Origin of the sequence: Butyrivibrio proteoclasticus B316 (assembly GCF_000145035.1) — a bacterium.
GTDB classification, from domain to species: Bacteria; Bacillota; Clostridia; order Lachnospirales; family Lachnospiraceae; genus Butyrivibrio; species Butyrivibrio proteoclasticus.
The window spans coordinates 160906-186325 of the sequence record NC_014390.1 but is presented as its reverse complement, the minus strand read 5'-3'; the positions used below and the strand labels follow the sequence as shown (position 1 = coordinate 186325).

General features: G+C 37.8%; 29 protein-coding genes. 14 read left to right on the top strand and 15 right to left on the bottom strand.

Annotated features, from left to right (window positions below):
* Positions 1 to 945 precede the first annotated feature (945 nt).
* The 7 genes from BPR_RS19355 to BPR_RS20240 form a co-directional block, all read right to left on the bottom strand.
* Entirely contained in the window at positions 946 to 1938 is a 993-nt protein-coding gene (locus BPR_RS19355; RefSeq protein ID WP_013283210.1) for a ParB/RepB/Spo0J family partition protein, read from the bottom strand.
* 14 nt (positions 1939 to 1952) lie between these two features.
* Positions 1953 to 2393, bottom strand: a complete 441-nt coding sequence (locus BPR_RS19350; RefSeq protein WP_013283209.1) for a hypothetical protein — start codon at positions 2391 to 2393, stop codon at positions 1953 to 1955.
* 16 nt (positions 2394 to 2409) lie between these two features.
* Positions 2410 to 3204, bottom strand: coding sequence for a ParA family protein (locus BPR_RS19345; protein ID WP_013283208.1), 795 nt, complete (start codon positions 3202 to 3204; stop codon positions 2410 to 2412).
* A 1357-nt stretch (positions 3205 to 4561) separates the two neighbouring features.
* Complete coding sequence (locus BPR_RS19340; RefSeq protein WP_042257919.1) at positions 4562 to 6190, bottom strand: IS1182 family transposase; 1629 nt, start codon at positions 6188 to 6190, stop codon at positions 4562 to 4564.
* Positions 6191 to 6545: 355 nt separating this feature from the next.
* Positions 6546 to 7052, bottom strand: coding sequence for a hypothetical protein (locus BPR_RS19335; RefSeq protein ID WP_013283207.1), 507 nt, complete (start codon positions 7050 to 7052; stop codon positions 6546 to 6548).
* 12 nt (positions 7053 to 7064) lie between these two features.
* A complete protein-coding gene (locus BPR_RS19330) occupies positions 7065 to 7829 on the bottom strand; it encodes a hypothetical protein (RefSeq protein ID WP_013283206.1) in 765 nt (254 codons plus the stop codon).
* 112 nt (positions 7830 to 7941) lie between these two features.
* Positions 7942 to 8658, bottom strand: a complete 717-nt coding sequence (locus BPR_RS20240) for a helix-turn-helix domain-containing protein (protein ID WP_013283205.1) — start codon at positions 8656 to 8658, stop codon at positions 7942 to 7944.
* A gap of 282 nt (positions 8659 to 8940) precedes the next feature.
* Here BPR_RS20240 and lepB point away from each other — a divergent pair, with 282 nt between their 5' ends.
* The 3 genes from lepB to BPR_RS19310 all read left to right on the top strand — a co-directional run bounded on the left by lepB (position 8941) and on the right by BPR_RS19310 (position 11963).
* Positions 8941 to 10893 carry a signal peptidase I gene (gene lepB / locus BPR_RS20235; RefSeq protein WP_013283204.1) on the top strand — a complete coding sequence of 651 codons (1953 nt, stop codon included), beginning with the start codon at positions 8941 to 8943 and terminating at the stop codon, positions 10891 to 10893.
* Positions 10894 to 11022: 129 nt separating this feature from the next.
* Positions 11023 to 11379 carry a hypothetical protein gene (locus BPR_RS19315; RefSeq protein ID WP_013283203.1) on the top strand — a complete coding sequence of 119 codons (357 nt, stop codon included), beginning with the start codon at positions 11023 to 11025 and terminating at the stop codon, positions 11377 to 11379.
* A complete protein-coding gene (locus tag BPR_RS19310; protein ID WP_013283202.1) occupies positions 11376 to 11963 on the top strand; it encodes a hypothetical protein in 588 nt (195 codons plus the stop codon). Before BPR_RS19315 ends, BPR_RS19310 begins: the two co-directional genes overlap by 4 nt.
* Positions 11964 to 12047: 84 nt before the next feature.
* Here BPR_RS19310 and BPR_RS19305 read toward each other — a convergent pair whose 3' ends face one another.
* The 5 genes from BPR_RS19305 to BPR_RS19285 all read right to left on the bottom strand — a co-directional run bounded on the left by BPR_RS19305 (position 12048) and on the right by BPR_RS19285 (position 17753).
* A complete protein-coding gene (locus BPR_RS19305) occupies positions 12048 to 12923 on the bottom strand; it encodes a hypothetical protein (RefSeq protein ID WP_013283201.1) in 876 nt (291 codons plus the stop codon).
* Positions 12924 to 12965: 42 nt separating this feature from the next.
* Complete coding sequence (locus BPR_RS19300) at positions 12966 to 14471, bottom strand: ATP-dependent DNA helicase (RefSeq protein WP_013283200.1); 1506 nt, start codon at positions 14469 to 14471, stop codon at positions 12966 to 12968.
* A 57-nt stretch (positions 14472 to 14528) separates the two neighbouring features.
* The gene (locus BPR_RS19295; RefSeq protein ID WP_042258785.1) at positions 14529 to 15866 is read right to left on the bottom strand and encodes a YqaJ viral recombinase family protein; all 1338 of its coding nucleotides are present in this window, start codon (positions 15864 to 15866) and stop codon (positions 14529 to 14531) included.
* A gap of 193 nt (positions 15867 to 16059) precedes the next feature.
* Positions 16060 to 16644 carry a hypothetical protein gene (locus BPR_RS19290; protein ID WP_013283198.1) on the bottom strand — a complete coding sequence of 195 codons (585 nt, stop codon included), beginning with the start codon at positions 16642 to 16644 and terminating at the stop codon, positions 16060 to 16062.
* Positions 16645 to 16691: 47 nt separating this feature from the next.
* Positions 16692 to 17753, bottom strand: coding sequence for a DUF3854 domain-containing protein (locus BPR_RS19285; RefSeq protein ID WP_167531183.1), 1062 nt, complete (start codon positions 17751 to 17753; stop codon positions 16692 to 16694).
* A 345-nt stretch (positions 17754 to 18098) separates the two neighbouring features.
* On the opposite strand from BPR_RS19285, the gene BPR_RS19280 reads away from it, so the two are divergent.
* Positions 18099 to 18809 carry a DUF6100 family protein gene (locus BPR_RS19280; protein WP_013283196.1) on the top strand — a complete coding sequence of 237 codons (711 nt, stop codon included), beginning with the start codon at positions 18099 to 18101 and terminating at the stop codon, positions 18807 to 18809.
* Positions 18810 to 18930: 121 nt separating this feature from the next.
* On the opposite strand, the gene BPR_RS19275 is transcribed toward BPR_RS19280, so the two are convergent.
* Positions 18931 to 19179: a hypothetical protein gene (locus BPR_RS19275; RefSeq protein WP_013283195.1), complete on the bottom strand. Its 249-nt coding sequence runs from the start codon at positions 19177 to 19179 to the stop codon at positions 18931 to 18933.
* A gap of 41 nt (positions 19180 to 19220) precedes the next feature.
* A complete protein-coding gene (locus tag BPR_RS19270; RefSeq protein ID WP_013283194.1) occupies positions 19221 to 19487 on the bottom strand; it encodes a hypothetical protein in 267 nt (88 codons plus the stop codon).
* Positions 19488 to 19757: 270 nt separating this feature from the next.
* Between BPR_RS19270 and BPR_RS19265 the strand changes: the two genes are divergently transcribed.
* The 10 genes from BPR_RS19265 (at position 19758) to BPR_RS19225 (ending at position 23946) form a co-directional block, all read left to right on the top strand.
* Complete coding sequence (locus tag BPR_RS19265; RefSeq protein WP_013283193.1) at positions 19758 to 20456, top strand: metallophosphoesterase; 699 nt, start codon at positions 19758 to 19760, stop codon at positions 20454 to 20456.
* A gap of 5 nt (positions 20457 to 20461) precedes the next feature.
* Complete coding sequence (locus BPR_RS19260; protein ID WP_013283192.1) at positions 20462 to 20713, top strand: hypothetical protein; 252 nt, start codon at positions 20462 to 20464, stop codon at positions 20711 to 20713.
* Entirely contained in the window at positions 20710 to 21273 is a 564-nt protein-coding gene (locus BPR_RS19255) for a hypothetical protein (RefSeq protein ID WP_013283191.1), read from the top strand. The genes BPR_RS19260 and BPR_RS19255 overlap by 4 nt, the downstream gene beginning before the upstream one ends.
* A gap of 37 nt (positions 21274 to 21310) precedes the next feature.
* On the top strand, positions 21311 to 21874 hold the full coding sequence (locus tag BPR_RS20230; protein WP_013283190.1) for a GNAT family N-acetyltransferase: 564 nt from the start codon (positions 21311 to 21313) through the stop codon (positions 21872 to 21874).
* An 11-nt stretch (positions 21875 to 21885) separates the two neighbouring features.
* Positions 21886 to 22338 carry a cysteine hydrolase family protein gene (locus BPR_RS19245; protein ID WP_013283189.1) on the top strand — a complete coding sequence of 151 codons (453 nt, stop codon included), beginning with the start codon at positions 21886 to 21888 and terminating at the stop codon, positions 22336 to 22338.
* Positions 22339 to 22341: 3 nt separating this feature from the next.
* Positions 22342 to 22560: a hypothetical protein gene (locus BPR_RS19240; protein ID WP_013283188.1), complete on the top strand. Its 219-nt coding sequence runs from the start codon at positions 22342 to 22344 to the stop codon at positions 22558 to 22560.
* A gap of 196 nt (positions 22561 to 22756) precedes the next feature.
* A complete protein-coding gene (locus BPR_RS21420; protein WP_242662280.1) occupies positions 22757 to 22912 on the top strand; it encodes a hypothetical protein in 156 nt (51 codons plus the stop codon).
* Complete coding sequence (locus BPR_RS19235; protein ID WP_013283186.1) at positions 22909 to 23436, top strand: hypothetical protein; 528 nt, start codon at positions 22909 to 22911, stop codon at positions 23434 to 23436. The genes BPR_RS21420 and BPR_RS19235 overlap by 4 nt, the downstream gene beginning before the upstream one ends.
* Before the next feature lie 71 nt (positions 23437 to 23507).
* Complete coding sequence (locus BPR_RS19230) at positions 23508 to 23729, top strand: hypothetical protein (RefSeq protein ID WP_013283185.1); 222 nt, start codon at positions 23508 to 23510, stop codon at positions 23727 to 23729.
* The gene (locus tag BPR_RS19225) at positions 23698 to 23946 is read left to right on the top strand and encodes a hypothetical protein (RefSeq protein ID WP_052301852.1); all 249 of its coding nucleotides are present in this window, start codon (positions 23698 to 23700) and stop codon (positions 23944 to 23946) included. Before BPR_RS19230 ends, BPR_RS19225 begins: the two co-directional genes overlap by 32 nt.
* A gap of 481 nt (positions 23947 to 24427) precedes the next feature.
* On the opposite strand, the gene BPR_RS19220 is transcribed toward BPR_RS19225, so the two are convergent.
* On the bottom strand, positions 24428 to 25207 hold the full coding sequence (locus BPR_RS19220; protein WP_143754416.1) for a hypothetical protein: 780 nt from the start codon (positions 25205 to 25207) through the stop codon (positions 24428 to 24430).
* Between the last annotated feature and the right edge of the window lie 213 nt (positions 25208 to 25420).

Below are 25420 nucleotides of genomic sequence, written 5' to 3'. Positions count from 1 at the left end.
CCCGATTTCTATATATCTTGTACCCCACAACGTCACAAGTTAATACTATAACCTTTTTTCTTGTTCCTATAATATATATATCTTATTCCCAAATACGTCATAAGTTTCTTTTTTAGGCAAGAACTGACGTAAATGGGAATAATATGTGTTAACCTATTTGGTCAAACCTCATTGGTCAATTTGCTTTTCATTCCCTTTTACATCACAAGTTAGGTTATTTTTATTCCCTTTTGCGTCATAAGTAACCTTTTTTGCTTCCCTTTTACGTCATGAAATACTTTTTTCATTCCCTTTTACGTCATAAGTTAATGATCATAAATTTTGTTTTACAATTTTTTCCATTCAATATTTTGTATTTATTATTTTCCAGACGTCAAATTCTTGATTAGATGCCTTTTTTATACTAAAATAACAACGTTTTATTGTTAAATCATTCCCTTTTACGGTGTAAGTAAATGACCAGTTCCTTTTTAGGTCATAAGTTTAAAAATGTCATTCCCTTTTACGTCACAAGTTATAGCATTGAACATATCTCCTGGAAGGGAAAAAGCATGTATTTATCAGTATTTCCCACTATTTATATACTGATTTTCCCTTTTACATCATAAGTTTAATAATAAATACCTTTTTACATCACATGAAATTCCTAAAAACGTCAGAACTTGCGCCATTTTCATCAGTTCTTCGTTCCCTTTTAGGTCATGAAAAACGTTCCCTTTTTAGTCATTTCTATAACCTTTATACACCACAACTTAATCCCATTTAGGTCACAAGTATTTCCCAAAAACACCACATCTTTCATGTAAAAATCCCATATTTATGGGCTTTATCCAGGGCCTAATATTAATTAATACAACTGTTGTATATAAAATAAACAAATTAACACAACCGCTGTTGCTGTAAAAAATAAAAGAACCCATATTACAAATATGGGCTCCTTAGTAATCATAAGCTTTTTTCTAGTTTCTCAAGCGCTTTCTTTAACTCAGCTATTTTATCAAGTACTGCTTTTTTATCTGCAATACTCTTAGCACTCTTTCGGTATTCATTCAGGGTTGTAATGCACTGGTCAAATCCAGTAAGATTAACACTGCTCTCTTCTGCTAGATTATTCTCGATGATAGTTTCAATGCTTATAACTTCTTCACTATCGTCTTTAATGATCAGATCTGTCAAATCATTTGAATCTTCTTCTACAGGCTTTGGCATTGGAAAATCATCATCAATCAGCTCTTCCTGCTTTTTAGCGTTTTCCTTTGCTCTTATCTTTCCGTTGATAATCTGCTCTATTCTTGTTCTTGAGAAAACTATCTCGTCTTTTTCTACTTCGTCTTCGCTGATATTTTTGGTATCTGCCTCAAGTCTAATAAGCTCGTTATAAAGCTGCCTTTGCTCTTCTTTTGTGAGCGATGCAGCCTGGCGAAGAGAAGAATATGGGAACTGAGGTTTTTTACAGAATTCCTGAAGCTCCGGGATAAGTTTTAATAAAACTTCATAGCGGAATACATTTGACTCGGAGATATTAAAGTATTCTGCTATTTTTTGACGTGTATTGCCCTTAAAATTCTCTTTTTTGAGTATCTGCTTATAAAAGCTAATTGCGTTGGCCATTTCGAGTGGAGAAAGCCTTCTGGTGGCAATATTACTGCTAAGAAGTTTTCTGTCCTTTTCCATCTCTGTTTTGTATCCAGCATGGATATAACATGGGATTTCTTTTTGGCCTAATAGTTTCATGGCCTGATAACGTCTGTGTCCAGATGTTATCTCATATCTGCCATTCTTTTTCTTGTATACTTCTATAGGCGTTGTATAGCCTTCTTCATCAATTATCTTTGCAAGATGGTCAACGCTCCTCATGGAAAAAAGCTTGTCGTTTTCAGGGTTTCCATCGATCTTATCAAGTGGGATGTTCATTACAACAATTTCATCTTTTTTCATGGCTGCGAGTCTCCTTATTGTTTCATGTTTGATTTAACCATCTCGTAATACTGCTGGTTCTGTGCATAGTCCTGATTGATAAGGAATTCAATATAATCTGTTTTTGAAAGACCCTTGGCACTTGATCCTATGTTTATCTTTTCTTTAATTGACTCTGATATTCTGAAATTGAACATGGATCTGTCTTCGTCAGTCTTTTTTGGACGGCCTACCTTTTTTTGCTTTGGAGCTTCGCTTTTTGGCTGCTGTACAGGAACTTCTACTATAGGCTGAATCACAGGCACAGCTACTGTTTCAACTTTAGGCTCAACAATAGGCTTAGCAGGAGTGGCCGGCTTTTTTACTTCTTGCTTTTCTTCATGCTCGTACAGCTGTTCCACAAGATCTTCAGTAAGGTTTGATTCTTTTCGTGAATTGTACATTGTTTTAAACTTATTTGGTCTACCAGAAGCCATTTTTACCCCTCCTATCTCACTCTTCTATTCTTCTGACAATTTCATCAACAATACGTCTGTAGTCCATTGAAGCTGTAGATGATTTCTTATAAAGCTCAAGTGGCTTGTGTACCATTTTTGCTTCATCTACTGCTGCTGTTTCTCTTACCGTCATGATAAAGGGTCTTTCTTCTGGCTTAAGAACATCAGGTACATCGGTATCAAGCTTTTCGTTTATTATGTCTAGTACTGCATTTCCAATGTTTGTCTGTCTAAATCTTGTAATCAGTATTCCCAGTATCTTTGCATCGGATAGAGATCTCTTGTTTGATTTATGGTATTTCATCATGTCAGATACAATTGCATCTATACCATCAAGTGAATCTTCTCCTGAATCTGCGCACATGATGAAGTAATCTGCAGCAATATAGCTCATGTTTAGAGGAATATTTCTTGCTGGAGCATTGTCTATGAGGAAATAGTCATAATCCTCTGAAAGTGCATCAATAAGGTCATCAAGAAGATATACAGCTGTTGGATCATCAAAGATCTTGTCGGCCTTTGACATTTCAGGAGATCCTGCGATTATGCTATAACCAGCATCTACTGTCTGAATTGCCTGTGCCATATCAACATCATCTCTGCTAAATAAATCAAAAATAGTTGGAGCAGTTCTATCTGCTTCTGCGTTTTTTGTAAGGTTGCACTGCTGATCTAAGTCGATTGCAAGTACTCTTTTACCTAGCTTTGTAAGTATTGTTGCAAATTCTATAGTTGAGGTTGTTTTACCAACTCCACCTTTTTGGTTTGCCATTGCTATTGTTACGGACATTTTTGTTTCTCCTTTGAATTATGTAAATAAAAAATACACAAATAAATATGTAAAGCAGATATTTATGAAAATGCTTAATTATATAAATAATGTAAAGCTAAAATACACAAAACAATATGTAAATATCTGTATTACAAAACTAAATAATTGTGTAAATACAAAATACACAAAAATATTATATAACATCACTATAATTATGTAAAGATAATATTCACAAAATTATTTATGTAAATATGTGCTTTACATAAATATGACTAAAACAGTTGAGAAAAAGTATTTTTGTTGTGTTCAGTATGAACTAAAACAAATACAGAATATGAGTACAAGTGTAAATTTTGTATATTATTGCTTTACAAAAATATTTGGGAAGATTTGACTAGAAAACTAGATATAAAACGTAAATAAAAAATACACAAAACATAAGGAAATACGTAAATAATAAATTTACAAAACAAAGAATAATAATGTAAATAATAAATACACATAATAAAACAATTATGTAAATAAAAAATATACGTAAGCTAAAATCATTATGTAAATATAAAATATACATAAATAGAAATGAATATGTAAATATTAAATTCACAAAAATGTATAATATGTAAAGCTAAAATACTCAAAAAACAATTATTATGTAAAGCACATATTTACATAAATATTTGTAAAGCATTTATTCATAAAAACCAAAGGAATGGGAATTATGTAAAGCAAATATACACAAAATCATAGGAATATTTTGTAAATATAATATTTACAATAAAAGAACGTATGATTTAGGCTAATAGCTTAGGTGTATGTAAGAGGAAAGCTTTAAAAATATGGATAAGAACTTCTCATAGTTTTTAATCCAGCTTTATTGATCTAGAAAATTTAATTTGATAAATAAAGTTCACAGCCAGCAAAGAGCCGGTGCTGAAAGAATTATCGGAGGATCTCTGCATGTATCGGTGGTGCGGATCCAGTGAATTAGAAGAATAGAGCAATTTTGTAAATATATGCTTTACATAAATTGCAATATAGTTAAGAGAATATGTAAAGCAGAAATATACAAAAATGCCTTGAGAAAAGTGGAATGAAAGCCAAAGAAGTAATAAAGCATTATTTGGCTGTTTTAAAGACTTTTTTATGTAAGTGGGTAAATATCAAAGAATGACAAGAAGGCTTTTAAAAGCCAAAATATAAAGAAATGGGGCTGTCGCTCTAGATGATAAAATCATATGGGCGAGGCCCCATTTTTATGCCTTAAATAGTGGATTTGAGAAGTCGGTATCTTTCCTGCTGTCAAAAATAGAGTACTTTAATAAGCCGATGTGCTAATCGGTGCATTGTTGCCTTTTCTGCTTTGAAGTTTCAAAAATTATGAAACCTTTTTTAATTCAAACAGATGCGTTCCTGTTCGCTCAGCAGCAATTTTATGATGCAGCTTATTTATGTCATAGCCGATTGCCAAAAGTATGCTCTGTGTAAGAACATTTTCTTTTCCACGGTACAGATATCTTCTGAAGTTCATGTCTTCTTTCACATTTGCGAAGGATCCTTCTGCCTGGATGCTTCGGTTCATCCTCAGCTGTGTTCCGTAATCACTGGTTATCCGTTCAAGACATTCTGCTCGTTTTTCTTCCATTTTTCTTGAGACAGAAAGCTTTTTATTTCTATCTTCTAATGCGGTCTTACAGTTATTCCCTTTAATGCAATCTTTCTTGTAGGGGCAGTTATTGCAACTACTGCATTCATATATCGTAACTTCACGCTGATATCCGGTTGCTGATTTTTGTGTTCTTTTGGATACTGCAGGGAGCTGTTGACCATTTCTGCATGTGTAGCAGTCTGACTCAGGATCATAGTCCATGTTTTCACGCCTGCTTATGTCATTCCTGAACTTCCTTGTTTTTGAAAGTTCGTAGTTTTGAGGCTTGATGTACGCGGCCTGCTCGTTGGACTCGATGAATATGTAGTTTTCTTCGCTTTCGTATCCTGCATCAGCAACGATGTTTTTATACTTGAATGTAAGATGTGACTCCATGTCTTTCAGAAATGGTATCAATGTAATGGTATCTGTTGGAGCCGGAAAGACATCCAGCCATGTGACATACTCTGAATCCACGCCATGCTGCAGATTGTATGCTGGCTTAAGCTGGCCATTGAGCATGGCATCTTCCTTCATTCTCATGAATGTTGCGTCGGTATCAGTCTTTGAATAACTATTTCTGGTGCCGCATACATAAAGCTTATGGTTGTATTCTTTGAGTTTTTCTATGTATTCTTCAAGAGCTTCCAACGAACGTTGCAACTGAGTTTTCCTTTTGCCAATTCCATGAACGAATTCAATACCTTCATCCTCCTTGAGCTTGTACAGTTTCTTTCTAAGACGCTTAAGGGTATGTAATGATATCTGATCGTTATAGACTACTTTTATTCCATAAAGTTCTTCACATCTGGCGCAGAAAACACATATCTTTTCAGTGAGCTTTATCATGTTTTTGGACACAGCTTTTTTCCATACAAAGGTATACTTGTTGGCTACTGACTCTATCTTTGTTCCATCGATAAAGATGTTTTCGCCTGATATTTCTCCCAGTTCGAGCAGTATGGTCCCTACCTGTGCCATGATCTGCTTAGCGCATTGTGAAAGATGCATTGATATAAATCTTGCTATTGTGGAATGGTCTGGAGCAGGTGCTCCATCCAGAAGGTACATGAAATTGATGTCTCTTTTGCAGGCGGACTCAATATCACGACTTGAATAGATTCTGTTCATTGCTGCATAGATAACAATCTTAAGCATCTGACGCGGTGAAGCCTGGCCTTTTCTGATTCTGTCATAAGTTTTATACAGATCAGAAAGATTCATTTCCTCCACAAATGCACTTAACAGGCGCACCGGATCATCGGATGGGATAGAAATTTCTATGTCGAGCGGAAGTTTGATTTGATGATACAAGGAAGAAACTGTATAATCTCCTTGTAAGATTTTGTTTAGTCGCATAAACATATTTTACAGTAAAAACCAGGCTTTTCGAAGTCTGGTTTTTGCTTTATGTGAAGATATTTACTAGCAGCCCAGCCCCTCAGACATCTGCATGGAAATGTGCAGTTCTCGGACGAGGATGATGATTTTCAAAACGAAGAAAGCATCAAATGCCGATTTCTCTGAGCAACGTCGAAATGAGGCATTTGATGCTTAATGAGTTTTAGAAAATCACACCGCAGACGAAAACAATCATTTCTGTGCGGATGCCTGAGGGGCTGGGCGTTAAAAAGGCTGTCACACTAAATTAGTGCGACAGCCCCGTTGATAATTATTTGGAGATCATTAACTATGAGGAAAAATGAGGATAAGTTTATGACCTTAAAACATGCATGAATATAGGATTGAGAACAGTGTATGTGTTCTGGTTAAGCTGGCTTATTGAACCTTCATCTGAATAAATCCTTACAATATCGCCAGTCTTGTATGATGAAGAGAATGCAACAGGCTGCTTGAACTTTATGCCTTCTTCATTTTCAAGTAGGAGAGTACAAGTTTTTGAAGTGGTCATATCTTTGGAGAATGAACCAAGAAGCTTGTTTTCTTTTCTTTCAAGGTCAATGCATTTTGCATCAATAACCAGGACTCTGTTTGTGAGGGACTTATATATCTGCCAAAGAATATAAACTGCATAACCACAAGCTATAAGAAATGCAATAAAGATATAAAACCATTCTTTTAACATGACAAATACAAATGTAGCAGCAATGAATCCTAATCCGGTCAAAACAAATTCTTTTATAAAGTGGCTCTGATATGGAGCATCTAGATTGGAAAAAGATAGCTCGGGTTTCTCAAAGCTGTAATTGAAAATCTTCATAGCAATTCCCCTTTATACCTGAACGTAGAAGATACAATATGTAATAAGTGCAGCGATACAAACTGCTGAAAGGCTTATCTTTAAGATTACGTCCATATGAGAAGTCTTGGTTACTTCATCAAGGATAGCAGGAAGTCTGTCGTCATAATATCCGTCATGATTAGGATCATATTCTTGCTTTTTCTTTCCAAGAGAAGACTTTGTCTGTGAAGGCCTTTTTGTAGTCGGCATCTTTGGAGGAGTATTTCTATTCTGTCTTATAGTTGGAGCAGAAAGTACTTTTCCTTTAGATGGGAATTTGATTGAAGGCTTTGCTGGGGCAGCTTCAGGTTCATCAGCCTCTTCAACTTCATCTTCGTAGTCTTCTGTATCTTCATAGTCGCCTGATTCGTATTCTTCCTCAGCAGGAGCTTCGTCTTCGTAGTCGTAATCCTGGTAGTTGTTAGTAGTCTGAACAGGCTCTTCAATATCTTCCTCGTCTTCATATTCTTCATAAAGAGCTGCAGGCTGTGGAACAGGCTTAGGCTGCACAGGCTTCTTTACAACGGGAACAGGCTGAATGATAGTACATGTCTTTTTTGGAACGTTTATCTTTGTGGCTGGAGCTACAGGCTTCTTTTCAGATGTCTCTTTATTTAAGCTGCTTTCTCCAACTTTAGTAAATTTCTTTTTTGCAGGACTGCTTTTTGCATACTCAGGATTAGGAGCTGCACATTCAGGGCAGAACTTAAAACCAGAGTCATATGTATTTCCGCAATTGCATGTAATCTGTGACATGATTGATTATCCTCCTTATACAATTAGATATATTATATCAAAATATATACATAATGCAAGAAAAAAGGACGTATCCATAAAGATACGTCCTAAAAGGGGTGTATATGCTTAATTATTTCTTTGATGACTTTTTGGTATCAACAACTCTGTAGGCTACATCTAGTCCTTCGTAGCTGAGTGTCATACCTTTTTCATTTACGAGGCAGGTCTTGTCAGGAGTGTGATGGTACCAACCGGATACCTGACCTCTAAGAAATGGATCTGGAGAGATAGACTCTACAAACACATCCTTCATTTTGCGAACATCCTCAAGACCTAAATAGTGATGCGCAAGACTCTGAATAGTAATCAGTTCAGGTGGTGTGATAGTGCTGTATTTTAACTTTGGTGAAAGAGCAAGTTTCATATCATGGCAGATCAGAGTCTTTTTGCTGTAATCAAGGATTGCCCACTGAGGCTTCAATGATCCGTTAGGTCCTGTTATGAATACAGGCTTTCCATCATAATCCTGAAGCTTGTTAAAAGGAATTTCAATCTGCTCATCTATAGATGTGACCTTCTTTTTGCTTTTTGAAGCACCGGATGGTGCATTTTCAGAAGAAAGACCAAGAAGGTAATCAGCTGATACGTTAAAGAATTTGCACATCCATATGATTGTATCTGTAGGAGGAAGTTTTCTTCCTGTCTCCCAGTTGGAAATAGTCATCATAGAAAGAGTTTCTGTACGATTGATAAACTCAGAAAACTGATTGGCAAATTCCTGCTGGTTGAGGCCAAGGCCACTTCTTAACAATTTGATTCTTGCAGCTGTTACTTCATTTGGATTCATGGTGTTTCTCCTTGTAATTTGTCATATTGGAATAATCAACTAGCAATATGATTTAAGCATAATGAAATTATAACATAAATTATGTATAAAAATAGTTATAGTTTTGAAGTTAAAAGAGCTTTTTTGATAGAAATTGTGAGTAAATCCTGCGGAAAAAGGGCGGGAGAGGGCAATATAGTTCACTGTGAACAGAAAAAAATGATGGCGAAATGTGGCGGCATTAATTGACACCATATATATAAATAGATATAATATACTTAAAAATTTAATTGGGAGCCTTTTATGAAAAGATTAGTATATTATCTGGCTGTGCCTATTATGGTGTTAATGCTTCTTTGTCCTAGGTTTGCAGTTACATCTCATGCCGAAGAAAGCAAGACAATACAGGTACCCATAAACAAAAATTATACGTCAGCTAAATTCACATTAAACTTTGAGTACTATGATGATTACGTGGTAGTGATCAAGTCGCCGTCAGGTAAGGAATATAAGGGAGTACTTGCATCAACAAATGTCGTACAGTGCGTAGTTGATGATATCGAGATAGGGCAGTGGCAGGTACTCATTTCATATCCGGAAGAAATTAAGGATGAGCCTTCTGAGGAAGCTTCAACCGAATCGTCAGAAGAAAACGAAGGAGAGAGCGTACAAAGAAGAGCTATCAGTCCAGTCAAAGTACAGGTCCAGGGTTCTACAGAAAACCTAGTTGATGTTGACAGAGGAATATCTGTAGCTACAGACATTGCTGGTCTTAAGATGTATTTCAAGGATGACAGTTTCGTAGCTGAATGGACAGATACAACATGTGGAACTGTAAATGTTGAAGTAGTAAATGCGAAAAATCTTCAAAAGATAGATACTCAGCAGGTACAAGGAAATTCATATTGTTGTCCGCTTGAACCAAATGTGCAGGAGATTATGGTAAAGATAGTTCCTGCTGTAAGTTCTTCAGTACAGGGAGCAGAAAATACCTTCACATTTAAGTTCGATAATCATCCGGATGCTACGGTTACATACGAGGATCTTACAATAACAAACCATGACAGTATGCTGGTAAGCTGTGAACTTAGGGATAAGTACAGTGTAAGGATTCTGGTAAATGGTAAGCAGGTTGAAAATACTGATGTTTTGGATACCGGAATATATGAGTTCCAGGTTCCAATCGAGGTTGGCACAAACGAGCTAGTAACATACATAGTTGATTCCGACGGCAATATGCGTTCTACAAAATATTCCGTTGATAAAGATGTCATAGGCCCTTCTCTTGAACTTGTTTCATCCTACGAAGACATCGTTACACAGAATGAATCAATAGTCATTGAAGGTGCTGTAGATGATTTTAAAACACTCATGATCAACAGCGCTGAGGTTGAGATAGAAGGCGACAATACTTTCAAGTATGAGTATAAGCTCAAGGAAGGCGTTAATCAGATTGCAATCATAGCATCAGATGAAGCTGGAAATGAGACGGAATACGATATAGCAGTAGAGCGTGTTATTCCTGAAGAAAAGCCTATCCCATGGCTTAAGATAATAATCTGTGCAACTCTAGGTGGCATCCTTGGAATCTATGTGGTTGAGGTTATAAGGAGAAAAAACAATCCTGAGAAATATGAGAAAAAGAAAAAGGATGACGAGGACCACAGCGAGTACGATGATGTAGATATCTCTCATCTTTCCAAGAAAGAGAAGAAGGATCTGATGAAAGGTCCACATATAGCTTGGGATATCCTTTCATTTGCGGTTCCCCTTATAGCTGCATACATTGTCCTTTCGTATATCGTCATGGTATCAGTTATTCAGTCAGGATCCATGGCACCAACGCTTTCAGTAGGAAATACTGTTTTCTATAACAGACTTGCGTATGTTAACTCTGAGCCGCAAAGAGGCGATGTAATAGTATTTTACTCAGATGAATATGGTTCCTATTTTGGAAAAAGAATCATAGGTATGCCAGGAGATAAGATAAGATTCAAGGATGGATATGTTGTCGTAAATAATCAGTTCTGTGATGAAACAGCATATATATCTTCTGAGATAGAAACCAATTGTTCAAAAGAGTTTGAAGTACCGGAGGGATGTTACTTCCTTCTTGGAGATAACAGAGAAAATTCAAATGACTCAAGATATTGGAAAGAGCCTTATGTAGCACGAAACAAGATCGTGGGTAAATATATGGGCCAGATAGATTTCAGTTTTGAAAGAGATATTCTTAAGGTATATGCGAAAGAGTAAAATTAAGCTCCTATCCAATGTGGATAGGGGCTTTTTTAAACAATGGATGTGTTGTCTGAAGCAAAAGATGGATTTGAAACATATCGCCATTTTAAAGTGTATTCAGAGTAAAAGATGTGAGGGATGTGCATGGGAAAGATAAGAGTTGAAACTAATGAGGATTCGCTTTTTCTTGAGGGAGAGAAGATACATGCTGTCACAGCAGGTGAGGAGTATATTTTTGATCTAGAGGATGTTGTAAAGATGGTGATCCTTACGACCGATATGGGGCCTATGTACTGTGATATGGGACTTGCAGTTGATGTGGGAAATGGAAATGTCATATTCATAATGTCAGACCACAGGTGCTATAAGAGTTTTCTTTTTGATCAGATAGGAAAAGCCCTTCCAATTGATTACCAGAAAGTGATAGAAGCTGCCTCTTGCATAGATAACCAGGTATTCCTTATCTATGAGAAAAAGAATCAGGAGGAAACCGCAAGTTGAAAGGCAAGATAATCAAGATTACTGTGCTTGTAGCAATGATACTGATTTTTGTGTCAGCCCTGATGTATGAGGTAAAGCATATGCCGATTCATATAAAGGGGAATACTGGCTATAAGCCTGTAGTTATGGCTGATGGGGTGAAACTATCAGATGATATTTTCATTGCCATAGACTACGATGTATGTGGATATGGACCAATACTAGAATGTATGCCAGGGAAGCTTATCTTTTACACGAATGGCGATGTCATCCTTCAATTTGAAGGCAAAAACATCTATAAGGAAAATGTGAAAGATTTTGATAAAGTAATGGAGCAGATTGATATTGAAAAGCTCATGACTACAGATCCAGAGTCTGCTATAGATGCATTAGATGGAGCTAGCTGGGGATATTATTTCTATGATGAGGAGGGGGAAGTTGTTTGTAGAAATGTAGGATATTGTCCACAGAATGATGCATTTAGAGAGCCTTGCAGGATACTTTTTAGAAGCATAAATGAAGACTATTTTGACAGTGCTTTGGAAAATGCAAGGAGAGGGTATGGCAGAAGAAAAGGGATTCCGTATTATAAAAATCGGTGGTGAATAGTATTTTATTAATTAAATGTTTATAGCTGGGAAGGTTACAAAAGTAACCTTCTCAGCTATTGTTTTGAGCTTTAATAAAAATCATGCAAATCTAGTAAGATAATAATCGCTGTCTTTTTCTGCAACTTCAGCAGAAAATTCTAAAGTACCATTTGCAGATACTCTGGAATTTAGCTGAGATTCGAAAGAAGAAAGTTTCTTTTTATCAGCAATCTTATCCATTAGGCAAATAAGGCGGTGAATATTTCCGTTTTCTGTAACCTGGCACACCTTAATATTGCTTTTTCCTTTTACAGGCTCAAGGGCGCTTGTTGCCACAAGCCTTATGGTCTTCATTTTGGCTTCTATAGCCTTTTCTTTTTCTTCTGCTGATTCTGAAGCGTAAGTGTCTTCATATCTTGGCTGGTAGTCAGACTTCATGTTTAAAAGAGAATACTTTTCTGACATGTAGTCTTTTTCCAAAAAGCTCCATTTGTACTGAAGGACTTTCAGGTCGTTGAAAGTACATGGAACCCTGAGAGTAAGTATTGCTTTGGAGCCTTTTACCTTGATGAAAGCACCGTTGTCATTCTGCTCAGCCGGAAAACTGTAAGCAGTGAACAATACCTCGCTGGAAGAACCAGGGGCAATCTCAAAATACCTTGATATAGGTTTTCCGTTGTTACCTGTGGCATTTCCACCAACCGGTGACATCCATATGGGCTTAGGGTACTGTTCACCTTTTGCCTTTTCATCCATTATGGCTTTTAATAAGCTTTTATCCGTTATGGATGCCATGAGTATGGCACCAAACTCCTCAGCAAGCATGTAGCAGTCAATGTGGTCTTTTGTATTATTAAGGTCCACAAATGAAAACTGGATCTTTCCAATCTCAAGGCACTGCTTAATCTTAACAAATGCCTTTTTGCCATAGTAAGCGGCTAATAAATTCTTTTCTTCATTCTTTCTTTCGCTCATTTTTTGTCTCCTTTTTTTACGCTTTGATTTAGGTTGCGTTGCTTACATTAAGCTAATAAACAGTTCATATCGCGCTTTTTGATGCATTATCTCTTCTGAAAGACGTGTAACTCTATCATATCCGGACTCTTTCTTGCAGGCTTTTTTCGCTGTGTCTTCATTTGTAACTACGATGCATTCCTGCTTAGCTCTTGTAACTGCTGTATATATGGTGTTACGTGAGAGCATGTCCAGATCATCTGAAATAGCAGAGGTTATAACTGCCTTATATTCAGAGCCTTGGCTTTTAAATACACTCATCGCATATGCAAGTGACAGCTGAGATAGCTGTTTTTTTGAGTAAGTAACTATGCAGTCTGAGAATTGTACCTTTAAGCGCTGCTTGTCCTTGTCAATCTCGCAGACAGTGCCAACATCGCCATTTGCGACTCTTTCAGCATTGGCTAGTTGCATTACAGGATCACCGACTCTTAGTTTGGTCTGGTATCTAAAGCCGTCCTCTTCTTTTGTGGTATATGAAAAACATAGACCATTATCCTTTGGAGGATTGATGATAGCCTGCAATATGTTATTTAGCTTTATTGCGCAAGCTTCACCTTTCCGTCTGTAGGGAGTAAGGCATACAACCTGGTCTAGACCGTACTTTTCAGTGGCCTTTAGGTATTCCCTGACCATGATTTCTTTTGCCTTGGAAGTGTTTTCTGCTTTAAATACTTTAAAGTCGTCCCTTTCTTCAAAGCCGGTATAAAGACCTGCTTTTATCTGCGCAATGTTGGCAAATAGTCCGCTTTCAGAAGCCTGTCTGAATGTCTTCTCAAGCTTTGTGGTAGGAATCCCTGCATCAATGAGATCGCGAAGGACAGAGCCGTAGCCTACACTTGGAAGCTGCTCCGCATCGCCAACAAGGATGAGCTTTGTTTCGTGGCTTATTGCGGTAAACAGCGCGCAGGCTGTGACGGTATCCAGCATGGATATCTCATCAACTATCATGCATGCATTATTGACTGGCTTTGGTTTTGAGTTATCATCCTTAAGCCCCAGAGCTCTTGCCACGGTCTGTGCAGGGCATCCAACCGACTCGGTGATCCTTCGTGCGGCTTTTCCTGTTGGAGCAGTAAAGATAATATCCTCTGTCTTAAGGATCTTTTTAAGGCAGTAAAGGATGCATTTTAGAGTTGCAGTTTTCCCTGTTCCCGGTCCACCTGTAAGGATAAAGAGGTTATTGTTCACACTCTGAAAAACAGCATCCTTTTGCCACTCATCAAGCCTGATACCTTCCTGCTCTTCGTAGAATCCTATGTAGATTTCTATGAATTCTTTTGGGTATCTTTTTCTTTCGTCTTCACCAAAGTGAAGATGAGTGACTATTCGCTTTGCAAGTTCTATTTCCCTTGAACATACGGATGGGAGAGTGTAGTAACCGTTCTTTTCGACCAGTACTTTTCTTTTTACGCCTCCATCAAATAGTCTTTTGTACTTGGGTGAAGGCTTGTACCATGTGGATCCGGTATCGTTTATGTAGCTTTCGACTGTTTGTAATACGTCCATTTTTTCCTTTCTAATGGGGCCAATAATCTGGCCCCATGCAAATGTGATTGCTTTCCTTTAAGCCCTTTTTGCGTATTTATAAATCTCAAATGAGGGCTGCCCTTTAGGGTTTGGTTCTGCGGGGAGAGTGTATTTTGTTTTCATCTCCTTATACTTTTTTCCAAGGCTTGTTGTATCAAGCTGGGTTACGCTGAACTCATCGTAAAGGTCAGGATGGTCTTTTTTAAAGTTTTCCTCGTCGAACTGGGCTCTTTTCATAGGTGTCTTAAGCTTTATGCCGTAGATAGATTCATCATCCATCTCAATCTTGGCATAGGCATTAGTACCCATGACTGGCTGTATCTCTTTGCAGAGCTCAGCTCTTTTTGCCTCAAGCTCAGCAAGGCGCTTTTCTTCCTCTTCAATCTCAAGGTCTAGTTCCAGAGCTCTTTCTACTAGGATTCTACAGTCTGCTGGAAGTTCAACTGCGGTGTCTTTTGTGCCTGTAGCAGGGCCATAGAGCCTATAGTAGTACTGACTTACAAGCTCAGGATCAGATTTTGATTCTTCAAGAGGAAGCCCTATCTCCATGTCCTCTACAAACTTTGAGAGGTAGTCCATGAACTCTTCTTCAATCTTTAAGTCACGCTCAAGATATATCACTGCCATATCCTGCAATGTCACGCCCCAGATACATGTGATATATGCAAAATCTACATTCATGACTGCCATGTAAAATACCAGCTGCCAGTAGTAGTAGGGCGGGATCTTCCCAACTTCCCAGTAGTTTTTGATGCTCTGCCTTCTTGAAGTTGTTTTTGCTTCAAATATCCCTATGCGTCCGTTTATCTCAACAAGTCCGTCAATATTTGCAAGAGCAAAGGGGTATTTGAGAGTTCCATCTGGATTTTTGGTGTTGCAGCGCCACATGGATGATGGGTTCATGGGCCATTTCTTTCTGAAGCTTTCAATGACTTTTTCCTGTGATCTTAAAAACTCTTCGTATGATGTCTTGTCAGGACATGCATCCTCAAGATATGGAAGTATGTCACGTATGCAGTCTTTAATGAGTTTTACTTTTGTCTCAGGAAAGTTCATGTGCATGTAGCGGAGAAAGTTGATAGCTACAAAAGGCTCAAATACATGGCCTGCAGCCTTGCTTTCTTCAGAAAATGCAGCCTCAAGTACCGGCTTTATTCCCATCTTTTTATCCCTGTACTCTTCATCCGACAGCCAAGGGTTTACTCCAAGTGCAGCAGATGCACCTGAACCTGTTATGGTGTATGGGATGTAATCGGGATCAGTTGGTACTTTTCCAAGTCCGTGCTCACGGATTTGAAGCCACGTTTCATTGTCCATTCCGGTGGTATCAATGAGTTCTGTTGGATCTAAGGGTCTGTACTTTGTTTTAGACATCTTTCTGTCCTCCTTTAATTGGGGTTTTATGTTCCAATTTGCCATACATACAAAAAGAGCCCTTACTCTTTTGCCTTAAGAGTAAAGACTCCTTGCTGTAAAAATAAAAAAACCCCGGTCAGAAACCGAGGTATATAAGCAACAATGTATGAATGGTAAATCACTACTAAACAAAGTTATTTTATCACTATTATTACAATTGAGCAATAAGATGAAGCCTTATTACGTTCAAAAAATCGATCTGGAAGTACAGACAGATGATATATGCTGCGATGAAAAGAGCCCATATACCTTTCAGCATGATCTTTACATCTGCAAAACTCATTGAGGCATGGATGATGATTGAAAAGATAAGGTATATCATTGGCACAAGTATGTAGAATGGAACCGTATTATTTGCTGCGTAGGCAAAAAGAAGGATGGATGAGAGTGTTCCGAGTATCACAGGTGCAGTTGATGTGAAGGTACACTGAAGGCATCTCGTAAAAAGGGACCCTCTTGTAGAAAAGTTTACGTGCCCTAAACTTCCTGAAGTTTTGTCAGGCCAGAAGGGTTTAAATTCAGTGACAATAGCTCCTGTAAGAAGTGCAAGGGCAGCATGGGATAGTTCGTGGTGAATAACACCAGGGATGGTGAGATAGTTAACAACCGTCATGGCTACCTTCTCAGAGGAAATCTTTGATAGAAGGATATAAAGGAGTTTATTTAGAAAGTATATTAGAAGCCCCCAGATAGGGATGATCAAAGTTATTATAAGTGCTGAAATAAGATAATTCATATGGATTCCTTTTTGTAAGGCTGCCTTTAAAGGGCAGCCTTTGCTTTTTAGTTTTTGATGATGACCGGTTTTATTCCCCTTTGCTGGAATGCAAGGTAGTCATCAAGGCCTTTTAGGAAAAACTCGTTTCCGGATTCGTCCTTTTGTTTGTATTCCCAGTTCATCAGATTCTCATATTCAAGGCCAAGTTCCTTTATGAGAGCAGTTACCTTTTCCATGGCTTCTTTGACATTCTTGTTTGTCAGATAGTCCATGTCAAAAGCAACATTTACGGTCTTAAGGCCAAATGGCTTAAGTGCTATAAGGGCTTCTTTTAGCGGATTAAGTGCATGCACACCCTGAACAGCTATAAGTGAAGCGTGATTGTCTAATAGGCATGCGCAAAGATCTGCTTTCATTCCGCCTTCAGTCAAAGTTACCTTATTTCCGTGAAGGACTGGCTCGTACTGCTTTTTATCCCTGTAATAGATAAAATCAGTAGCAATGTGGACTGTCACATGAGGTCCGGTGCCGTGGGACTTGCCTTTACTAGAAAACCACACTATCTTGGCTTCAAGCTCTCCGTCATACTCGCGCCTTAGGTCATCATCCTTTCTTATCTGGAATCCTTCGATCTGATTATGGATTCCAATCTGCGGAATGATGATTCCTGGTGTGAGTCGTACGAAAGTCCATTCGTTCTTAGTGTTCTTATAGAAACCAGGAACTCCGGCAAGAGTGCAGCCTTTGTTTAAGAGCCTTCTGCACAGGTCCTCAAAAGATGTGTTTTCGGCTGAAGGGAATGTCTTATATCCTTTGGCCACAATGTCATCATCTGTGAAGCCTCTGGCTCTTAGGTTATCGTAGTTCTTCTGCGATAGGATAAGTTCTTCAAGAAATGCCCTGTATGTCCTGTCCCGTACTTCGATAGGGGCAAGTTCTTCCTGCGTTTCTTCCTTGTAGACCATTCTCTCAGGGAGATTGCCTTTCTCATCTGGGATATTTAGTCTTTTCCTTATGTCGTTTCTTGCATCATTTAGGGATAGGCCAGTATGTGCTGCATAATAGCTTGCTGAATCAGCAGTTTCGCAGCAGTTAAAGCAGTGCCCGATCCCTTTTTTGATGTTCATTCCGAAACGCTTTCCTCCGCAGAATGGACAGTAGATAGTCTGTTCCTCTTTGTTTGGGTTGAATTGGACTGACAGAAGTGATAACACGTCGGAGCAACTCCAAGAATACCCTTTGTACATGTTTGTTTTACCTCCTTTTTTGGGTTGTTAAGTGATTAAGGTTGTTTGCTGTTTGGCAGCTGATTAATAAAAAAAGGCAGCCAGATAAAAAATCTGACTGCCTGCAATAATAAAAATCAAACTACTAAACATAACCATAATACTACATTTAGATAGAAAATGCTATAACAAATAGATATAATATAATTAGTTAAATGGACGTTCACAGTGAACATGGAGGAATAAATGGTTTTTACTAAGATCTCTAAAGAGACTTCGAAGGAACTAGATAAAGAAGAGCTTGAGAAAAAGGGAAATAGAAGAGCAGTTCTTAAGATGTTTGAGCTACTTGATTCCTATATCAGTGCGCTCAAGACTTCCTCAGATTCACTTAAAGACATGATGTTTGAGGATTCTCCCAATTCATATCTTGTAAATAAGGAGTTTATGCAGCTAGGCCTTATATTTAAAAAGACAGGAAATAAGATAGGGGAGATAGGAAGGTACTCTGGTTTTACCGGAAAAAATGAGATAAGCAGCATAATAGGAGAGGAACTTAAGTTTTCCATGGAAGGCGATAAGCTCCACATTGTTTTTCCAACCCTTCTTCCAAAAAGGTACAATAGTTCAAGCAAAGCAATCTATACAAATGCTGACATCAGGCAGATGTATGAGCCGGCTTTTACAAAGTTTTTCTCAGGAGAGAAGCATGTAATATATCTTAAAAAGGCAGTTATCATATATACTCATTTCTTTTCTACAGAAAAGGAATTCATGGACCATGATAATTTCGAAACCAAGATCATCACAGATCTTATCACGGCAAACATGTTCCTTGATGATTCACCGAAAAACTGCGCGATATTCATGGATTACAAGATGGGTGAGCACAGTCATACAGAAGTAGACGTGATTCCTTATGACAGGTTTGGAGAATACATCGAGAAAAAAGAGTAAAATAAAAAGAAGCGGTGGCAAATCCCGCTTCTTTTCTTGTACCCGTAAAAAAAGGAAAAACAATTTTTACAAAAGCACAACCTTAAATCATTTATTATATTATTACATTTTGGGATACTTGTCAAACAGCAAATCTACAACTCCCTGTAGAGGAAATATCCTCTATCTTAAGCATTGAAAGGGTGTAGGAGCGATCATTTGCTGTGACAATGAATGTACGTTCATCTTCGTTTATGCTCTGGATCAGGGCGTTCTGTAAATATCCAGCAGATCTGTCCTTGATGTCTACAATCTGGCCTTCATAATACCAGTCACTTAAGTTGATTGAAAATGCTGCGATAGTTTTTGTTGCTACTGGGTTCAGGTTCATGTTCTGTCCTCATTTCGTTGTTTAGTAGTTTTTATTTAAAGTCAGCCCGCGGAGCTGTTTTCACTTTCTTCTTCTTTTCCGTTCACAAGCCGGTCAATGGCATGCAATATGTCGCTAAGGATTCCTTTTGAGATCTCCTTTGTTTCTTCGATGTACTCTTGTCCTTCCTCACTTTGTACTGCTTCTACTGTTTTCTCTCTTACCCAGTCTACTGCACAGAAATTAATATGGCCGTGGTTAACCAGGAATGTTACAAATACCAGTACGCAGAATAATGAAATAAGCTTATCTAGACCATTTCTAACCATTGTTTCCCTCCAAGACGCAAAAAAGCCGAAATCCTTAAACATAAGAATTTCGGCAACAATATTTGAATCAATTCAAAAAACTATTTACTAACTTAACAATAACGATATTAGCATATGCCGCAAGAAATGTAAACACCTAGTTATAATATAATTTTAAATATATTTTATATCTAAAAGTTTGGGTTTGTAGCTAAATATTTGCGTATATTAATATTCTAAAAAGGGATATCATAAAAGGCATAGGATATAAAAAGTAAGGAATAATGGGATATGTCGCTATATGCACTTGGAGATCTGCACCTTTCTTTTCAGGCTGACAAGCCTATGGATATGTTTGGTAAAGTGTGGAGAAACCATGAAAAGAAAATAGAAAAGAACTGCAATAAGATCCTTACGGATGATGATACGCTCGTCCTTGTCGGAGATCACAGCTGGGGAAGAAAGCTTGAAGACTGCGAAGAAGATCTTAGGTTTATTGAAAACCTTCCTGGCAAAAAGGTCCTTATTCGTGGAAATCATGATACTTTCTGGGATGCAAAGAAGACCAAAAAGCTAAATGACCTTTATGCTGGAAGGCTCTTTTTCCTTCAGAACAACTATTATCCGTATGGAGATTATGCGCTTGTAGGCACAAAGGGCTTCTGCTTTGAGAACAAAGGAACCAAAGAGCATGCGGATATGTTAGTTGAAAGAGAAGCAAAGCGCCTTAAGGAATCATTTGAGGCGGCTAGGGCTGATGGCTACGAGAAATTCATTGTGTTTTTGCATTACCCGCCAACTTCACTTTGGGAGAAGAGAAGTAGATTTACCCTTATGGCTGAAATATATGGAGCGGAGCAGGTAATCTACGCTCATTGCCATGGAAAAGAAAGATTCAATGACAGTCTTAAAGGTAATGTTAATGGAGTAAAGTATAGTCTTGTGTCAGGAGATTATCTGGATTTTAAACCGCAGCTGATATTAAGGTAAATAGAATGAGACTTGATAAAGAGAAAGTTAGAAGTGAAAAGCTGTATAGTGTTGGTTTCTCTAAAGAACTAGATTCTTATGTGATGAGTATCGTTGTTCCATGGACAGCTTGGTATAACAGATATTATAGGATCACAAAAGAAGAGTATGATTTCTTCAGTACAGATGAGCTTGATGAACTTGCTGAAAGATTTAGGCAGGAAGAATGCTCATCGGACAGATTTTTAAAATCAGATAAGGTGGAAGAAAACAGATGAGTAAGATACTTATTGGCAACTGGCTTATGGTTATATTCAGTATTTTTTATCTTACATGGTGGCTTATTGTTTTTAAGCCTCCGGCCCCGAAGGGAAGCCTTATCGGAAATATACTCCTTATTTGCGCATTTGCTTCTGGAATAGCGGGTTTATTTCTAACAATAAGGGAAATGGCTGTTCCGACAGCAGAAATGCAAAATAGGGGCGTTAATGGCTTTTTAATCATAGCCATCGGAATAGTTCTTTATTTGGTCCTGCTTGCAATGACCAAGATTGTATTCCACCGCCAGGTCACATCTGAGCTGTTCATAATAACCGGATGGATTGTACTACAAGCTGCCATCTGTAATTACATGTATGCTTTGGGTGTTTTCACCGTAAAAGAAGCAGCTATTGTGGCTGTAGTGGTACTTATTGCAGGCATAATAAGTCTTGTCTGCTATATTCTGTACTATGAGCTTCCATACGTTAAGGGATATATAGACGGATGTATACCACTGGTACTGGTGATGATAGTAATGATTGCTATTAACTTAATGATCAAGGGAAAGACTCTTTGATAAATAAACCAGAAGATAAATGATTGGAGCATTGTAAGTGAAACTAAGCGTTTTGAATATTGCTAAAATAAAGGAAATCTATGAGACACGAATGGTTATAGATTTTCCAAAGGCAGAACTAAAACCCATGAAATACATAATTGAAGCTGTTAATGTAGGAATATATGAGTGTCTGGGCTTATATGAAAATGAGTACTGTATCGGGTATACGTTCCTAGTAAAACAGGGAAATAGTTATCTTATCGATTACATAGCTATTTATCCAGACAAAAGAAATAAAGGCGCAGGGAGTACGCTCTTAAGGCTATTAAATGAGTATCTAGCTGATGCGGATATTGTGATCGTTGAAGTAGAGGATTCTAAATATGCAAACAGCGATGAAGAGAAAGACCTGCAGACAAGGCGTCTAGGTTTCTATCTGAGAAATGGTTGTATTGATACAGGGCTTCGTGTAAGGTGTTTTGGCGTTCCATTTATAATCCTATCTCTAGGAAAAGATAATGGTGGCGAGCCTGATACTCTTTGGGATATATACAATGCTTATTACAAGGCAGTACTTCCAAAGGAGATGTACGAAAAGAACATTGAAAGAATAGGTTAGGAGAGGGGAAAGTGTCATTAGCTCTGATAGTAATAGATATTCAAGAAAAATACATGGATAAATATGACATGGGGCTTGTTGACCGCGTGAATGCCAGGATAAGAGAAGCAGAAAAAAGCGGGATGGAAGTCATTTATGTTATGAACTCTGGAAAGAATGAGCATGATCCTGAATATAAGCTAGCTGATAAACTCTTTCTTGTTTCTAACTGTATTTATGAAAAGCATTTTCCAAGTGCCTTTACGTCTGAGAGATTTGTCGGATTATTAGATAGCAAGAGTATCAGAGAGATTGAACTGATTGGGATTGATGGTAGTTCCTGTGTTGCAAAGACAGCCTTAGATGGAGTTAAAAAGGGATATGACGTTACAGTAAACCTAAACTGTGTTAGTAGCATAAATGATAAGATTTTTAATGAGACTATTAAAAGGATGGCAGAAGAAGGGATAAAGATAATCAGGTAGCCTATGGAACAACAAAAACTTTTTTATAATATCTGTAATGACCTGTGGGCTTTTGCCAAGACACTTGATAAGACCAAGGACCAAATGACAGATGATGACTGGATAGCAGCAATTTCACTTATGGAGAAGACGTCAGAGAAATATAAGAGTCTGGGAGATGACGAGTATGACCTGGCATATTCAAGCATGATGATTATAATGGATTATATTGAGAAGTCATGAGAATTATGTAATACAAAATATAATGTAATACAATATATAAATAAATGCCACCGGTGCTTTTTGTTTGATAAGCTCGGTGGTTTTTCAATTTGGTAGGAATAATTGTTCCTATTTTGCCACTATTTGTCTATATCCTATGTTACAGATGTATTATCATCTTTCATGTAGGGAGCGGTTCCCAACAGAAGGAGATTGTATGAAAAACAAAAAGTTAGAAGCATTTGTATTTTTAATTGGTGGTGCAGCATGGGTATATGTGGCATTAACGAGTGGTAAGCCGATATTCTTTTGCGCAGCATTTCCGCTACTATATTTGACATATGATCTGTTTATGAAGGGAAAAAAAGGATGAGCAGTGATGCAATCTATCCAAGAAGGCTTGAAGATGTGGTCCTTCTTGATGGAAAAGATTTGGATATTTCGGATGTAGCTTATGCGCTGAAAAAGGACTGTATTAAGCTATTTGTCGGATATGTTTTTGCTTTGATACTTTCTGTGTCTTTCCTATCGTGCATGATAGTATTTAGTAACATTACTTTTTCTGATGCGCTATCTACGCTGAAAGCAGTGATAGTGATGATAATACTTCTTGCTATTGCTATATTTTCCGTTTGTGGGATGGTGGCAGTATGGAGAGTTAGATGTAAAAAAGCATTTAGGGGAATTCGCGGAACATGTGATAATTTGATTAAGTCCCATTCAAAATATGGAAATTATACAGCATATCACTGTACTACAGAGCTTTGTGAACATGGCATTGCTTTTGTAAATGGGTTTAAACAGAGAGCGGAAATAGGCGAACCAATCGTATATATAAGAGTTTTTAATCATGACTTTATTTACGCTGATAAAAGGAGCTGTGAAAGAAGAATATAGATATTAACCTGAACATACACTATACTGCACCGGATTATGTCTGGGACAAGATAAGAAATGTATATGAATCTATGCCTTATTGGATAGGGGATGATAATGGTCCTTGTTGGAAGGGAGATAATATAGATCTCTGGGCATCAGTTGAGCCTAGTGGAATCCAGATTGCTGGTGAGATGCCTGAAGACATTTGGGATAAGTGGTATCAGGATCTTAGGGACAAGTTGACTGAGGCACTTGGATATGAGATTGGAGAGCCTGAAGATGGCTATAAATTTAAGTATGACTGGAGCTGAAAACATGAAATGCATTCATTGCGATACTGAAATGATCACAGCCAATATGGATACTGGAATGACAGTAGGATCCTATTTTTATCTATGGAATAAAGAGAAGGGTATCTTTAATTCAAGGAAAACTACTACAGTAAAGGTTTATGTATGCCCCGATTGTGGGTATATAGAGCTTAGAGCTGAGAAGCCGGAGAATCTTGTAATAAATAAAAAGAGTTGAGTAGATTTAAAAAACGGAATTTGGGGATCATGTAAGTGATGTGATAAACCAATTTTTCCGCTTTTATCATTTTTACTAAATAAGAAATACCGTTATTGTTGTAAGGACAAAGAAGGCGCGGAATTGGATAATGAGGCGCGCCCTTGAATATATTGGGAAACCCCAGTGGCGCCCTTGCCCGTTTCCCAAGCCCTTCCCCGCTATTATATACGCGGTTTTTGTGTTATTTTTTCGTGATTGTTTTCTCTGAAATGCTGATATTTTCTGCATTTCATGTTATAATATTTTTAGTGATTCCGTTTGATTAGTCAAATTGTGAATTGAATGTGCTTGCCTCAGGACCAGTCATCCTGAGGCTTTTTTTCGGCTCAACTAAAAGGCAAGGAGAGCACGGTAAGTGAGAATAGAAGCGTGCTCTTTATGCTATTAGGGGACACCTTCCAGCCAGCCCGTCCCATAAGACCCTCACCGGTGACTGCGCTTATCTATCGGTAAGTCCGTATGTACTAAAAAGTTCATATAGTTCATCTGTCTTATCTCTGGCAAGCAGGTCTGCCCTTTCATCCATGGCTTCTTCATATGACCTGAAGATATTTATGTCCCTGTCTGCTATCTGTTTTCTTCGTTGTTCGCTCTCTTCAAAACAAAGGTCTCTTACCATGTCAGAAACAGAGTACTTATCGAAAAATTTCGGAAACATTTCTTTGTACTCATCGAAATTGTTTCTTATCTTTTCCAGGTAAAGGTCTGGGGAATCATAGTAGTTTAGTTTTTTGCTCCTCCTTCCGTGCCTCATCGGTATGACCCAGAAGTTTGCAAGGCAGTGGATCTTTTCATCTACATGCTGGAAACATTTCTCAAGCTCGCTCTCGTCAGTATCATTATTTCTTGAATACACGTATCTGAGGCTCTTTACTGTAAGGATCGTATCTCCGGCAAATTCTCTGTCAATTATGCTCCCATCTTCAAGCAGGATTTCTCTTTTATCTTTTAGTATCGTGTCTTTATAAAGGGCTTTGTAAAAGGCTATGGCGATATCACTCATGTCAGGGTCTAGTGCTCTTTTAAACTTTGAGCCATAATGCTGGGTGCTCTTGATGGTACTGCCTTCTTTCCATATCTTCTTTTTCTCTTCAGGACCAGTTTTTACACTTTCAATCTGCGTCAGAAGGATATCTTTTATCAGTTTTTCTTTTGCTGTCAGTGGACTTTTTTCAGGCATGTTTTTCCTCCGTAGGGCTTTCTTACAATATTCTTTCATGATAGTTTCTGCAGTTCAAGTACTTTTCGTGTACCATTCCGAGCAGCTTCGCAGGTCTGCCCGAGCTCCCAGACCAATATGTCCCTGACTTCCACCAAGGAAGTCTTAGTGTGGGACATACAAGGAATTATCTTAGTCCCCTTCTCCAACGGGTTCCCCAGAAGGAACCCCCTCTTTTTTCGTGTGGATTTTCCTATGTGTTTTTTCATCCCT